Source organism: Planococcus rifietoensis (genome assembly GCF_001465795.2).
Lineage (GTDB): Bacteria > Bacillota > Bacilli > Bacillales_A > Planococcaceae > Planococcus > Planococcus rifietoensis.
In genome coordinates, this window is sequence record NZ_CP013659.2 from 241233 (window position 1) to 255728 (window position 14496).

The window sequence follows — 14496 nt, forward strand, 5'->3', positions numbered from 1 at the left end:
GGGCGTGCGCTTCGCAATTACGCAAGCCTTTACATATCAAGGCCTGTCATGTAAGATTGATACGATTTGACAACAGTTCAGAAGGAAGCGATCCCATGCTTGACGAATCCCATAAAATACCGCAAGCGACAACGAAGCGGCTGCCCTTGTATTACCGGTTTCTCCAGAATTTTGCCAATGCTGGACAAAAGCGCATTTCCTCGCAGGAGTTGAGCGAAGCGATGAAAATCGATTCGGCGACCATTCGCCGCGATTTTTCCCATCTTGGCGCACTCGGCAAAAAAGGCTATGGCTACGATGTACAGGAGCTCTTGGCATTTTTCCGCAAGACGCTTGACCAGGACGAAGCGACAAATGTCGCCTTGATCGGTGTCGGAAGCCTCGGCAGCGCGTTTCTAAAATACAATTTTCATCGCAATCACAACACGAAAATCATCCTCGCCTTTGATACGAACAGCCCCCATGAAGGCAAGAAGATCAGCGGCATCGACACGTACCATCCTGATTTGATTGAAGAGAAAATCAAGCAGTACGGTGTGGAAGTGGTCATTTTGACGGTGCCATCGCGGTCGGCACAGGAAGTCACCGACCGGCTCGCGCAGACGGACATTAAAGGCATACTCAATTTCACGCCGGTGCGCATTTCCGTACCTGAACATATCCGTGTGCAGACGATCGATTTGTCGGTTGAACTGCAAACTTTGATCTACCAGATCAAGCATGATTAACATAAAACCTTCACATTTGAACGGCCTTTGGAAATAGCCAACGGGCCGCGTTTCATGTACACTAGAAGCATACTACAGGAGGTGTCTGATATGGCTCCAGGTCCACTAAGTTTAATCATCATCGGGATTGTCGCGTTGCTGATTTTCGGCCCGAAAAAATTGCCGGAACTAGGCAAAGCATTCGGTTCTTCCCTACGCGAATTCAAAAACGCCACAAAAGGGTTGGCAGATGACGACGAAGATGATAAAAAAGTCGAAGCAACAAAGAAAAACGATCTAGACAAGAAAGACGAGCACAAGTAACACGATAGGATGTTTGTCCGATGAACCAACAAAATGAAATGACGGTAGTTGAACATATAGGTGAACTCAGAAAACGGCTGGCCTTGATAGTCGTTTTCTTTCTGTTCGCGCTCATTGCGGGATTCTTTCTCGCCGAGCCGCTGATCCGCTATTTGCAATTTAGCGAAGAGGCGCGGAATTTGACGCTGAACGCTTTTAAAATTACCGATCCGATTAAGATATATATGCAGGTCATGATGATTTTGGCATTGATTATCACGTCGCCATTGATCATGTACCAATTTTGGGCGTTCATCAGCCCCGGACTCTCTGACAGGGAGCGAAAAGTGACGCTTGGGTATATCCCGTTTTCCTTGTCGCTGTTTATCGGCGGGATTGCGTTTTCCTATTTGGTGCTGTTTCCGTATGTTATCGGGTTCATGCTCAATATTTCGGAGAACCTGGATATTCAGGAGACGATCGGGATCAATGAGTATTTCCAGTTTTTGTTCCAAATTACTTTGCCGTTCGGCTTTATCTTCCAGCTGCCGGTGTTGATGCTGTTTTTGACGCGTCTCGGTATTTTGACGCCGATGATGATGACGAAGTACCGGAAGTATGCGTATTTGGCGCTGGTGACGATTGCTGCGTTCATTACACCGCCGGATATTATTTCCCATATGATCGTGACATTGCCGCTGATCTTGTTGTATGAATTCAGTGTGGTCATTGCGCGCATCGGATATCGCAAGTTCCTGCGGGCAGAACAGCAGCAGGCAATTGAAGAACAGACAGAAGACCTTCCGCCGAAATGATGGCGGGAGGTTTTTTGTTTGGAATGAAATGTATAAACAGTTTGAGTGGGGAAAGTTTTGGTAATAGGAGACTGCGCTCCAGGGGCACGCTTGGGGCCCGCAGGATGCGGGTCATGCAGTTGAAGCGACAGGACGTCGCGTTTTCAACTGCCCGGGGATAGGGCGGGTGGTGAGCCGATGTGACAAAGAAACCCCTGCGACATACCTACAAGCAGATATGTCGCAAATGAATAAGCTCAGCTTCTCTTCACTTATTCATTCGCTCAGTCCCACAGGCGTCAGCCCCTTTTGCTCCGTCGATAGTTTTAGAGTGAAACGGACATTTTGTCACGCTCTCAATAGTATATGTGTAGATAGTCTCGGCCTTTGCAAAATGTATCGGCTGGTGGAATTAATATTCAACCAATAGGCAGACTTGCTTCATTTATTTTAATAACGCTCTTAACAATTAAGTTACTTCTCAGCCAGTTGGTGCCACCTTCAATACTATGGTATCTTCTTATTCTTCTCTTATAGAGATTAAAAACCGCCGTCCCATTAAAGGAGCGGCGATTAGTTGTTATTGCAGATTTTCCATTTGTTTGATGAAGGTTTCGATCTTGTCCATATTGAGCTGGATGAGCATGACGTAGCCGTTTAGCAGGATGTGCGCGATGATCGGGGTGATGATGCGCTTAGTCCGCTGATAAAGGGCTGCCAGGATCAATCCGGTCGTGAAGTAGAGCAGGAGATGCGTGAACTCGAGATGGACGAGTGCGAAGACGAGTGCCGAGATGGCCGTGGCGATCCAGAAGTTCATCGTTTGGTTCAAGGAGCCGAAGACGACCCGGCGGAAGACGAGTTCTTCGAGGATCGGGCCGAACAGGACGACCGCGATGATCGCGTACGGCACGACTTCAGCGATTCGAACGAGTGTCTGTGTATTGGCGGATCCTGGGTCGATGCCGATCGCCATTTCAATCATGGCAGCGATCGATTGCCCGATGATCAACAACAGAAAGCCGAGGACGCCCCAGCCGATTGCCGCGGGGAGGCTCGATTTTTTGCCTTTCCAAATATTGAAGAAGTTGCGGTCGCGCAAGATGAGAATCATTGTAACTAAAAAGCCGACGCCCATCGTCAGGAAGATCAGCCAGCCAGACGTCGAAGCGCGGGCCGTGGCATCGTCAAGTCCTTGGTCGCGGAAATAGCCGAGCGTCGGGCCGATAAAGAGAATTGGCATGAGTTGAACGGCTACGAAGACGAGCAGGACCAGGAGCGGCGTGCGCATATTTTTGCGCTTATACCCTTTCGCTTTCTGGGAAGAGGCGGTTTTATCGGTTGAGGTCATGTAGTCAAATTCCTTTCTTTTCACGTGCTCCTTTTATTGTAGGGCTTAACGGAAAAAGGCGCAAAGAATTCAAAACGCTCTAGGGTTTCTGCTTGCAATTAACTGAAGATTTTATTAAACTTATCTATGGGTTAGCACTCAAGGACAGAGAGTGCTAAACGACTAGAAGCTATTTAATTTGAGGAGGGTGTTTCAATTGTTAAGACCATTAGGAGATCGTGTCATCATTGAGCTCGTCGAAGTGGAAGAAAAGACATCTAGCGGAATCGTCTTGCCAGGAACGGCGCAGGAAAAGCCGCAGGAAGGCAAAGTGATTGCGGTAGGGAATGGACTTATCCGTGAAAACGGACAGCGCACAGAGCTGGACGTAACTGAAGGAGACCGCGTCGTCTTTTCGAAATATGCGGGCACAGAATTGAAATACGAAGGCAAAGAATACTTAATTTTACGTGAAAACGACATCCTTGCGATTGTCGGCTAAATAAGCATAAATTCTATTTATATAGGAGGAACCGAATCATGGCAAAAGATATTAAGTTCAGTGAAGATGCACGCAGCTTGATGCTGCAAGGTGTAGATAAATTAGCGGACGCAGTCAAAGTAACGCTTGGGCCAAAAGGGCGCAACGTTGTGCTTGAGAAGAAATTCGGCACGCCGCTTATCACAAACGACGGCGTAACCATCGCCAAAGAAATCGAACTTGAAAACGCGTTTGAAAACATGGGCGCGAAACTCGTAGCGGAAGTTGCTTCCAAAACGAACGATATCGCAGGTGACGGTACGACAACTGCGACAGTTCTAGCACAAGCGATGATCCGCGAAGGCTTGAAGAACGTCACAGCTGGCGCAAACCCTGTGGGCATCCGCCGCGGCATCGAACTTGCTGTGGAAAGCGCAGTCACTGGATTGCAGTCCATTTCCCAGCAAATCGAAGGCAAAGAATCGATTGCGCAAGTAGCGGCGATTTCTTCAGGCGACGAGGAAGTCGGCAAATTGATCGCAGAAGCAATGGAGCGCGTCGGCAACGATGGTGTTATCACATTGGAAGAATCGCGCGGCTTCACGACGGAACTTGACGTTGTGGAAGGGATGCAATTCGACCGTGGTTACCAGTCTCCTTACATGGTGACGGATTCCGATAAAATGGAAGCGGTTCTTGAAAACCCGTTTATCCTTGTCACTGACAAGAAAATCGGCAACATCCAGGAAATCCTTCCAGTGCTTGAGCAAGTCGTTCAGCAAAGCAAACCGCTCCTCATCATCTCTGAAGATGTTGAAGGCGAAGCGTTGGCAACACTTGTCGTGAACAAATTGCGCGGCACATTCAATGCAGTGGCTGTTAAAGCTCCTGGCTTCGGCGACCGCAGAAAAGCGATGCTCGAAGACATTGCAGCTTTGACTGGCGCTGAAGTGATCACAGAAGACCTCGGTCTTGACTTGAAATCCACAAACATCGCACAACTTGGACGCGCAGCGAAAGTCGTTGTCTCTAAAGACAACACGACAATCGTTGAAGGCAATGGCGATTCCGAGAAAATCATCGCTCGCGTGGCGCAAATCCGCAGCCAATTGGAAGAAACAACTTCTGAATTCGACCGCGAAAAACTGCAGGAGCGCCTCGCGAAACTTGCTGGCGGCGTTGCAGTCATCAAAGTCGGCGCAGCAACTGAAACAGAATTGAAAGAGCGTAAATTGCGCATCGAAGACGCATTGAATGCAACACGCGCAGCGGTTGAAGAAGGTATCGTGGCAGGCGGCGGTACAGCGCTTATCAATGTCTACAACCAAGTGGCGGAAGTTGCAGCTCAGCACGAAGGCGACGTCGCGACAGGCGTCAACATCGTTCTTCGCGCACTTGAAGAGCCGGTTCGCCAAATCGCAACGAACGCTGGCCTTGAAGGCTCGATCATCGTTCACCGCCTGAAAACGGAAGAAGTTGGCATCGGCTACAACGCAGCAACAGGCGAATGGGTCAACATGCTTGAACAAGGCATCGTAGATCCAACGAAAGTGACGCGTTCTGCATTGCAAAACGCAGCATCTGTTGCAGCTATGTTCTTGACGACTGAAGCAGTTGTCGCCGACATCCCTGAACCAGCAGGACAAGGTGGCGGCATGCCTGATATGGGCGGCATGGGCGGCATGATGTAAGTCATCAGCCCATTTAGAAAAATCCCCTCTCACATAATGTGAGAGGGGATTTTTTGTGTTTGAATCACAAGGGCAATGAATTCTACTTCCTTGAAGTATACTGAAAAACCGGATCCATCAACTCAAACTCATAGCTCTCACTATTGACCTTCCCGAGAACTTTTTCACTATCGTAAAGCTCAAGCATAAACTGTGCCATCTCTTTTGCGGTATGGAACTTTTGCACATTGTCGCCATAGCTGAAGTCATCAAGTTCCCGCGCCGTTTTCACGAATTCGGTTTCGGTCATGGATGGCGCGAGTATTTTAACTTTCAACCGAGCTCCGTTATCCTGCAGTTCCTGGGCAAGGCCTTCTGTAAATGCGCTCACGTAAAATTTGGTCGCAGCGTATGTAACGGCATTTGGCACGAGTCTGTAGCCTAAGTCAGATGATACGTTGATGAGCTGTGCGCCTTCTTGGTCCGCGTAGTCGCGTACATAAAGAGTGGAAAGCGTGGTGAGTGCTTCAACATTTACGCGCAGCATCTTTTCCGTTTTAGTTACATCCTGCTCAGCGACGGTAGCACTGTTTCCGAAGCCGGCGTTGTTGACGAAGGTTTCAATATCGTATTCTTTGAGGCTTTCGTATAGTGCATGGACCTGCTCGCTTTCGGATAGGTCGGTGGGTTTGATGACGACGTCCAGCTCAGAGTTCATGCTTTGAATCTTCTCTTTAAGATTATTGAGCTCGGCTTCCCTTCTTGCCACAAGAATAAGGTTTTTGCCGCGTGTCGCAAAAGCCAGTGCCGCTTCATATCCGATTCCTGAGCTGGCGCCTGTGATTACCGTGTACTTCATGTGAATCCCTCCATTGAAATGAATAGATAGCAAGTGTACAGAAACAATGAAACTCTCATGAGATTGTGCTGGTTCCTGAAGTGGAAGAAACATCATTTTATAAACTGAGAATTTCTTAGATTATTTGGAATTATGAGAGTTCTTAAATGAAGATTATACACTATTTTTCTACCAGCAAAGGAATTATAAAACTTATATATTTAATGGAAACTCCGCAAGCTGGACATGATGCACAGGAGGATGAAGTCCGTTATCTACAATGAATCGAAAAGGTGATCACCTTTTCTACAATCAAAAAAATAATGGATTATTTTAGTATTTGGAGAAGCGTTCGCTCGACTCCTGTGGATCAGCGAGACGACCGAGACCCCGCAAGAAGCGAAGCGACTGAGGAGGCTTGGGCGCGAGCCCACGGAAAGCGAGCGATAAGCTTCGGAAAATACGACTTCTTAACTTTCTCTACAGCCTAAAAATCCTTTCCACACTGTGAAAAGGATTTTTTTAATGAATTGATCTTCAAACAAGCTATTGCCATGAAATCAAAGCTCTGCTATTGTATTAATCATATCAAATTACTCGGCATTGATTCTGAGTACATAATTTCTTATCCAGAGAAGTGGAGGGACTGGCCCTTTGAAGCTTCGGCAGCGGAACAGATTGGATGCCCAATTTGAAACTGTGCCAAATCCAGCAGGTGCTGCTAAGCATTTGAGAGATGAGAAGAGCCGGACGGTGAGCCTCTCTTCTTTTTTTATGAAGAGGGGCTTTTTCTATTGGGCGGCAAGGATTATAGCGTTTCATTCGAAATAAAAAAGACTAAGGAGAGATGGCAGATGAACAAGCGTTGGATTGGTGTGTTGGGGATTTCTGGGTTACTACTTGCAGGATGCGGCGATAGCGGGGAAGCTTCAGGGGAGGACAAGAAAGAAGTGCGTGTCGGCTTTGGCGTCGGGACGTATGAGCAGCAATTCAAGGAAGGGATCTTGCCTATTTTGGAGGAGAAAGGGTATAAAGTGGATACAACAACTTTTTCCCAAAACATGCAGTTGAATCCGGCGATGCAGGAAGGCTCGATCGATGCGAGCATTTTCCAGAGCACGGCGTATATGGAAGGGATCAACGAGGAATTGGGCATGGACATGACGGGGATCGCTTTTGTGCCGAGCGCGCCTCAAGGCTTGTATTCGGTGCATCATCAATCCTTGGATGAGGTAAAGGACGGCTCGACTGTCGGCTTGCCGAACGATCCGGTCAACCAGGAACGCGCAGTACGCATCTTGGAGGAACTCGGATGGGTGACGGTGTCAGATGATGCAGGCGTGACGGATTTTAATTTGAACGCAGTAGAAAATGCCGATTATGATCTCGACTTGAAAGTCTTAGACCCAGCGCAGATCCTGGTGTCGCTACAGGATATCGATTTTGGCGTCGTTAACGGCAATTATATTGCCAATGCGCCGGACCGCAAGATAACGGATGCGTTGAAAATCGAGAATACGCCCGAACAGCATCGGATTGTGGTGACGATCGAAGAAGAAAACGCGGATACTCAGTGGGCGAAAGATTTGAAAGACGCTTACGAATCCGAGGAATTCCAGGAATATATCGAGTCGAATGAGCAGTACGACGGCTTCATTTTGACGGAGGAATGGACGCAATAGATAGGAGATAGGTGAAGAATGATGGATATCTTAAAAGCGAAGACATTTGAAGAACGCATGGACATATTGAAGGAAACAGTCGCGCCGTTTACGGAACGGGCCGCGCACAACGATTTGGAACGAAAATTTCCATTTGAGAATTTTGAGGAACTGAAAGCGATCAATTACCCCGCGTTGACGATTCCGAAAGAATACGGCGGAGCGGGCATTTCTTTGTCTGAGTTGCTGCGCTATCAGGAAGCAATTAGCCGCGCGGACGGGTCGACGGGATTATCGATCGGCTGGCATATGGGCATCGTTCAAGATTTGGGCGAGACCGGTAAATGGGACGAATCGGTGCTTGAAGCTTTATTCGATGACATTAAAGCACGCGGCGCCTTGATCAATAATTGCGCGACCGAAAAGCAGACCGGCAGCCCGACAAGAGGCGGAAAGCCGTCGACCACAGCCAGAAAAGTTGGCGGTTCGTGGGTCATTGATGGACGCAAATCGTTCACGTCGATGGCGCCGGTATTGGATTACTTCAACGTGACCGCTGTGATTGAAGAGACCGGAGAAGTCGGCTACTTTCTCATTCCGCGGTCGGCTGACGGTATAGCAATCGACGAAACCTGGGATAGCGTAGCGATGACCGGTACCGGAAGCCACGACTTGGTATTGACGAATGTCCATGTGGAGGAAAAAGCTTTGGTTGAAATCAGCGTGCCCGGGAAAAAGCAACCAGCGGGATGGCTGCTGCATATTCCGGCGTGCTACCTTGGGATCGCCCAAGCGGCACAGGATTACGCGATCCATTTTGCGCAAGATTATTCACCGAATAGCTTGAACGGGCCGATCATCGAGCTGCCGAACGTGAAACAAAAGATCGGCCAAATCGAATTGGAGTTGCAGCGGGCGCGGCATTTTCTTTATTCCGTCGCGAAACAATGGGATGAATCGGACGACGAACAGCGCTCGCAGATGGCTGCGGAACTCGGGGCCGTGAAAGTCGCGGTGACGAATTCAGCTGTCGATATCGTGGATCTGGCGATGCGCGTCGCAGGTGCACACAGCCTGTCGGAAAAATCGCCTTTGCAGCGCTATTACCGCGATGTGCGGGCGGGGCTTCACAACCCGCCGATGGAAGACATGCTCATTCCGTCGCTTGCAGATTTTGCGATTGGCAAAGCGAAATCGAAACAACCGGTTAAATAGGTGAAGGGCCGCGGATCTTCAGGGATCCGCGGCTTTTTCCTTTTTATAATTGGAAAGAAATAACGGATATAAGTGCAAATTATGTCGGCGCTTACATTAATTTTTCCTTATGTGACATCTGTCACTAGCCGCTATGGCCGCGCCTCCTGTACGTTAACAAGAGCAGACAACTGCTTCCGATATGGAATTCGCATCTAGAGGGGAATTTTTAGAATGAAAAAAATCGCATGGATCACGGATACAGCAGCGCAATTGGATGATGCATTCATCCAAAGGCATAATGTCTATGTATTGCCCCTTAGTGTCGTGTTTGACGACGGGTCGTACCGCGAGTCGATCGACCTGACGCAGGGAGAATTTTACGATAAATTACGAGCGGCGAAAGTGTCGCCAAAAACTTCACAGCCGGCCATTGGCGAAATGATGGCTTTATATGAAAAACTGCAGGCGGAAGGCTATGATTTTGCGGTGGCACTTCATTTGTCGAGCGGCCTGTCCGGCACATTCGACAGCGCGCAATCAGCTGCCGAGATGGCGGATTTTAAAGTGTATCCAGTCGACTCGAAAATCGGTTCGTTCCCGATGGGGAAAATGATCGAAATCGGCAATGAATTGTTCGCAGCCGGTAAAGAACCGGAAGAAGTCGTGGAGACCATCAATCAATTAACTACCAAATCGCATCTATCGTTCATTCCATCGAGTTTGAACCAATTGCATAAAAGCGGACGTGTGTCAGGGACGCAGGCGTTTCTCAGCAATATTCTCAACATCAAAGTGGTCATCACTTTCGTTGACGGCGTCACGACAATGAAAGAAAAAGTCCGTTCGAACAAGCGCGCCAAGGAAAGCGTCAATTCAGCCTTGCGCGCGGATATGGAAACTGGCATGGTGCCGGAAGTGGCGGTCATTCATTGCAATAATGAAGCCGGTGCGGAAGCGTGGAAAAATGAATTGATGAAGGAATTTTCGGGACTTAAAGTGGACGTCATCCCATTGAGCGTCTGTGTGGGCGTCCATGCCGGAGAAGGCACGACCGGCTTGAGCTGGGTCAGTTATTAAATCAGGAAAAATCACCATGAACCTTGGATGGGCTGCGTATTCATGCGCTGTCATCCGGGGTTTTTGTTGTTTTACTGTCTTTGAAGAAAGCTTCACGGGCTGCCATTCTATGTTAAACTTTAATAAATATAGTTAAATATTGGCTATTAACACGTATTGTTAGATTAATTTATCAAAAGAAAGCGAACAATAAATCTGACACTAATTGAGGTGCGTAATGATGGTGACATTTCGGGAATTGGAAATGTATAAGAATTTTGACGAACTGGCGGAAGATGTGATCGATTTGGCGAAAGAGATTTTGCCGGATCAATTGTTTTACTTGAGCTCCATCAGCGAAGCCCAGCAACTAATCTTGAAGCATTCGCCGAACGATACGGCGATCCCCATAGCGGAGGGCTTGGTGTTGAATTTGGAGGATTCGCTGTGCAGCCGCATCGATTTCAAGACCAAGCAGCCATTGGTCTATGAGGACGTCAAAGACGGGCATGCATTGGGAGCGTTTGAGGAGAAGCTCGAAGCGGCCAATGTGCGCTCGTATTTGGGCTTGCCGATTTCCTTCATTAATGGGGAGCGGTTCGGCACTTTATGTGCGGTGAACGATGAAAAAAGCCAGTTCGATACAAAAAGCATCACTTTATTGCAGCGGATTGTGCGGATGTTCACTTATTACTTGGATCTCGAGCGCTTTGCATACCGGGATTCGCTGACGGAGCTGTACAATCGCCATTTCCTCACGCGATTTTTCGAAGGAAATTCAAAGGCGGGAGGCGCAGTCTTCTTCCTCGATTTGGATGGCTTTAAAAAGGTCAATGATCTGTACGGCCATGACACAGGAGATGTGGTATTAAAAGAAGTGGCCTCAAAGCTGCAGCGATTTACCGCCGTCCATCCGGATGCTTTGGCGATCCGTCTTGGCGGGGATGAATTCCTGGTCTGTTTTACCGAACCAGCCAGTGCAACGGAATTAAGTGAATGGGCAAACCGCCTGCTCAACAGCTTGAGTGATTGGGAAGCCGATTACACGCTGTCGGCGAGCATCGGCATTGCCCAATATGCGGCCGGTGGGGATTGCAACTTGAAAGAACTTCTTCAACAAGCAGACCAAGCATTGTATCAGTCGAAAAAAGCAGGGAAGAACCGCTATACGTTCTATTAAGTTCAAAATAATGCATTTTGAGGAGTGGGGATATTGGCTGAACTCAATCGACTGCAAGCGGCCTTTAAGCAATCGACGTATCAATTGGCGAATCACGGCATGCGCAATGCGGGTGTGTTGAAACAGGCTTTTGAAGATGTCGCTCATGATGTTGAAAGTGATTTGTATGGAAGTGGGCAGGTTATTGAAGAATTTCAGGAGAAGATGGCGGCGTTTTTAGGAAAAGAGACGGCAGTCTTTTTCCCGAGCGGCACGATGGCCCAGCAGATTGCGCTGCGGATTTGGTGCGACGATAAAGGGCTGAAACGAGTGGCCTACCATCCGCTCAGCCACTTGGAAATCCATGAAGAAGATGGATTGAAAGAATTGCATGGCATTGAATCGGTGTATTTGACCGACCCGGACCGTGTCGTGGAATTGAAAGATGTGGCGGAGCTGGACGAGGAAGTGGCAGCGGTGCTGTTGGAATTGCCGCAGCGTGAAATCGGCGGGCAATTGCCAAGCTTCGAGACGCTGGAACAAATCTCGCACTATTGCCGCGAAAACCAGATCAAACTTCATCTCGACGGCGCACGCTTGCTGGAAGTCACTCCTTATTACGAAAAGTCTGCAGCGGAAATTTGTGCTTTATTCGATAGCGTCTATTTATCCTTATACAAAGGAATCGGCGGAATTGCCGGCGCCATCCTGGCTGGGGACGAAGCGTTCATGAAGCAATCGAAAGTGTGGAAGAGGCGGCATGGGGGCGATTTAATTAGCCTCTATCCGTATATCATCTCGGCCGATTATTCTTTCGACGAGCGCTCCGGGAAGATGGGGCAGTATTTCGAAGCTGCGAAGCGAGTGGCGGCGTTCTTTAATTCTTGCCAGGACATTGCGACTTTGCCGGAAGTGCCGGTTTCGAATATGTTCCATGTCCATTTCGTGCATCCTAAAGAAGAAATAGAACCGGTCATCGTGGAGCTTGAGCAAGAAACGGGGATCGGCATCACCAGTTATTTGAAAGAAATCGACAGCGGGTCGTGTTATTTTGAGATGTCGATGGGAGACCGGTACGCAGAAATACCAGCAGATTTGGTTCAACAGGCGTTCCAGCGATTGGATCAAAAGATGAAAGAACGCTTTAGTGAATAGAAGATGGTCTATTCAGCCCTTCCAGGCAATCTGCGGATTGCGGGAAGGGCTTTTGCATTCAAGCGGAAGCCAGAGCGCCTCTCTTTCCACAGCGCGTAGAATCGTGTAAACTGTATAAGGTTAAGAAAAGATAGCGAGACGTAGTGAACCATTTGATATTTTTGCATTCTTACTATAGATGACAGTGAATTTTTGGATGAAGAAATGTTTCATCCCGTAAGGAAAGGATTGGAATTGAGTTATGAAAGAGAATTTTTGGCGTGAATTGCCGAAGCCATTTTTTGTATTGGCGCCGATGGAAGATGTGACGAACGTCGTGTTTCGCCATGTCGTAGCGGCAGCGGCGAGCCCTGATGTATATTTCACGGAGTTTACAAATACGGAAAGCTATTGCCATCCGGAAGGCATCCACAGCGTGCGCGGACGTTTGACGTTCACGGAAGATGAGCAGCCGATCGTCGCCCATATCTGGGGCAACAAGCCGGAGCATTTCCGCGAGATGAGCATTGGCATGGCGGCGCAAGGCTTTAAAGGCGTCGACATCAATATGGGCTGCCCGGTACCGAACGTAGCCGCCAAAGGAAAAGGCAGCGGCTTGATCAATTATCCCGATAATGCAGCGGAGATCATCCAGGCCGCGAAAATGGGCGGATTGCCTGTCAGCGTCAAGACGCGCCTCGGTTACACAAGTGTCGACGAATGGAAAGGCTGGTTGACGCATGTCTTGGAGCAGGACATCGCCAACTTGTCGATTCATTTGCGCACGAAAAAGGAAATGAGCGCCGTGCCTGCGCACTGGGAACTCATTCCTGAGATCAAAGCGCTGCGCGACGAGATCGCACCGGATACTTTGATCACCATTAACGGTGACATCCCAGACCGCAAGACCGGCCAGGAGCTGGCAGATAAATACGGCATCGACGGCGTCATGATCGGGCGCGGGATTTTCCATAACCCGTTCGCTTTCGAGGAAGTGCCTCGTGAACACAGCACGCAGGAATTGTTCGACTTGTTGCGCTTGCATTTGGACCTTCACGATAAATACTCGACGGAAACCGAGCCGATCGCCTTCAAGCCATTGCGCCGTTTCTTCAAGATTTATGTGCGCGGCGTACGCGGTGCCGGTGAACTCCGCAATGATTTGATGCACACCGAGACAACCGATGAAGTGCGCGCTTTGCTGGATGCATTCCAGCTGGTCGCTGCAGGAAGCAGCACGCACACTGAATCGTAAAAACAAAATCCCTTCCCGCAATTTCAGCGGGAAGGGATTTTTTTAATTGGCGTCGCGGTAACGATAGATGGATTGGTAAGAAGCGGTCCGGACTTCGGTTTCAAATGAAGAGCGGCTCCAAATGCTTTCTTGGTCCGATGTTTCTTCCGTCTCAAGTAGTTTCAGTTCACCTGCTTGAAGCGTCATAATCTTGGACTCCACAGATTTCAATTCGTTTTGTTCGTAGTCGAGCGCACGTATTTGCACTTGCACTTGCTTTGTCTCGTCTAAATTATTTTTGACGAAAAAAGCGTTTTGGTAATCGCTCGAGTTGCAGTTCTCGGTTCTGCGGCGGACGCATTGTTTTTCGGAGCTCATAAACACGACAGTGATTTCCTCGCCATCTTGCTGTTCATTCGCAGTAGCAATCGCTGACTCGAGCTGTGTAATATACGATGCTTTTTCTGCCAAAGGATAAACCCAGACGATGAAAAACAGGATCGTGGCACACAGGAACATTGAAACTGTCCAAGCCACTTTTGGGTTGTGGAACGATTTGGGGGCGTTTTTATAAACGATGCCGACGATAATATTGATGATCGACAGAATCACCAGGAAGGCCCCGGCGACAATGAGGCCGACCATCAATTCAACACCGTTCTGGAAAAATGCCAGCTGGTAGGCGTTGGAATAAAAATAATTCAGCGCTGCGCTGAGGATGACCAGTAACAGTAGCGCGGCCAGCGGTTTTTTCCAGCGGTAGGTCTCCATCGTGCCGGTTTTGTTGCTGATGCCAGTCCAGAGAAACCAGACGTAAGGAAGTAAGAAAATCAAAATGACTAATGTGACAATGCCCATGAGATCATGCCTTTCATTCGTGAAATGGATGTATGTTGCTATCAGTTAAATTATACGCAGCAAATCTACAAAAA

14 protein-coding genes and 1 riboswitch are annotated in these 14496 nt (G+C 48.5%); of the genes, 11 read left to right on the forward strand and 3 right to left on the reverse strand.

Annotation, left to right across the window (positions count from 1 at the left end):
- Positions 1–95 precede the first annotated feature (95 nt).
- From AUC31_RS01245 to tatC, 3 genes are all read left to right on the forward strand, one after another.
- On the forward strand, positions 96–728 hold the full coding sequence (locus tag AUC31_RS01245; RefSeq protein ID WP_058381760.1) for a redox-sensing transcriptional repressor Rex: 633 nt from the start codon (positions 96–98) through the stop codon (positions 726–728).
- Positions 729–818: 90 nt separating this feature from the next.
- Complete coding sequence (locus AUC31_RS01250; protein ID WP_058381759.1) at positions 819–1031, forward strand: twin-arginine translocase TatA/TatE family subunit; 213 nt, start codon at positions 819–821, stop codon at positions 1029–1031.
- Between the two features lie 20 nt (positions 1032–1051).
- Positions 1052–1825 (forward strand): twin-arginine translocase subunit TatC, encoded by a 774-nt coding sequence (gene tatC, locus AUC31_RS01255; protein WP_058381758.1) that lies wholly within the window; start codon positions 1052–1054, stop codon positions 1823–1825.
- Positions 1826–2384: 559 nt separating this feature from the next.
- On the opposite strand, the gene AUC31_RS01260 is transcribed toward tatC, so the two are convergent.
- The gene (locus AUC31_RS01260) at positions 2385–3155 is read right to left on the reverse strand and encodes a CPBP family intramembrane glutamic endopeptidase (protein WP_058381757.1); all 771 of its coding nucleotides are present in this window, start codon (positions 3153–3155) and stop codon (positions 2385–2387) included.
- 196 nt (positions 3156–3351) lie between these two features.
- On the opposite strand from AUC31_RS01260, the gene groES reads away from it, so the two are divergent.
- Together groES and groL are read left to right on the forward strand one after the other, a co-directional pair.
- On the forward strand, positions 3352–3636 hold the full coding sequence (gene groES / locus AUC31_RS01265) for a co-chaperone GroES (protein WP_058381756.1): 285 nt from the start codon (positions 3352–3354) through the stop codon (positions 3634–3636).
- Between the two features lie 38 nt (positions 3637–3674).
- Positions 3675–5306, forward strand: a complete 1632-nt coding sequence (gene groL, locus AUC31_RS01270; RefSeq protein WP_058381755.1) for a chaperonin GroEL — start codon at positions 3675–3677, stop codon at positions 5304–5306.
- An 82-nt stretch (positions 5307–5388) separates the two neighbouring features.
- Here the strand turns inward: groL and AUC31_RS01275 are convergent, their stop codons facing one another.
- Positions 5389–6144 (reverse strand): SDR family NAD(P)-dependent oxidoreductase, encoded by a 756-nt coding sequence (locus AUC31_RS01275; protein ID WP_058381754.1) that lies wholly within the window; start codon positions 6142–6144, stop codon positions 5389–5391.
- A 601-nt stretch (positions 6145–6745) separates the two neighbouring features.
- Positions 6746–6866: riboswitch (SAM riboswitch) on the forward strand.
- A gap of 111 nt (positions 6867–6977) precedes the next feature.
- Here AUC31_RS01275 and AUC31_RS01285 point away from each other — a divergent pair.
- From AUC31_RS01285 to AUC31_RS01310, 6 genes are all read left to right on the forward strand, one after another.
- Positions 6978–7805, forward strand: coding sequence for a MetQ/NlpA family ABC transporter substrate-binding protein (locus AUC31_RS01285; RefSeq protein ID WP_058381752.1), 828 nt, complete (start codon positions 6978–6980; stop codon positions 7803–7805).
- A gap of 21 nt (positions 7806–7826) precedes the next feature.
- Positions 7827–8999 (forward strand): acyl-CoA dehydrogenase family protein, encoded by a 1173-nt coding sequence (locus AUC31_RS01290; RefSeq protein ID WP_058383704.1) that lies wholly within the window; start codon positions 7827–7829, stop codon positions 8997–8999.
- Between the two features lie 213 nt (positions 9000–9212).
- Positions 9213–10058, forward strand: a complete 846-nt coding sequence (locus AUC31_RS01295) for a DegV family protein (protein WP_058381751.1) — start codon at positions 9213–9215, stop codon at positions 10056–10058.
- Between the two features lie 217 nt (positions 10059–10275).
- Positions 10276–11217, forward strand: coding sequence for a sensor domain-containing diguanylate cyclase (locus AUC31_RS01300; RefSeq protein ID WP_058381750.1), 942 nt, complete (start codon positions 10276–10278; stop codon positions 11215–11217).
- Positions 11218–11250: 33 nt separating this feature from the next.
- On the forward strand, positions 11251–12351 hold the full coding sequence (locus tag AUC31_RS01305) for a threonine aldolase family protein (protein WP_058381749.1): 1101 nt from the start codon (positions 11251–11253) through the stop codon (positions 12349–12351).
- Between the two features lie 241 nt (positions 12352–12592).
- Positions 12593–13585, forward strand: coding sequence for a tRNA dihydrouridine synthase (locus tag AUC31_RS01310; protein WP_058381748.1), 993 nt, complete (start codon positions 12593–12595; stop codon positions 13583–13585).
- Between the two features lie 42 nt (positions 13586–13627).
- Here the strand turns inward: AUC31_RS01310 and AUC31_RS01315 are convergent, their stop codons facing one another.
- Positions 13628–14422 (reverse strand): hypothetical protein, encoded by a 795-nt coding sequence (locus tag AUC31_RS01315; protein WP_058381747.1) that lies wholly within the window; start codon positions 14420–14422, stop codon positions 13628–13630.
- Positions 14423–14496 lie beyond the last annotated feature (74 nt).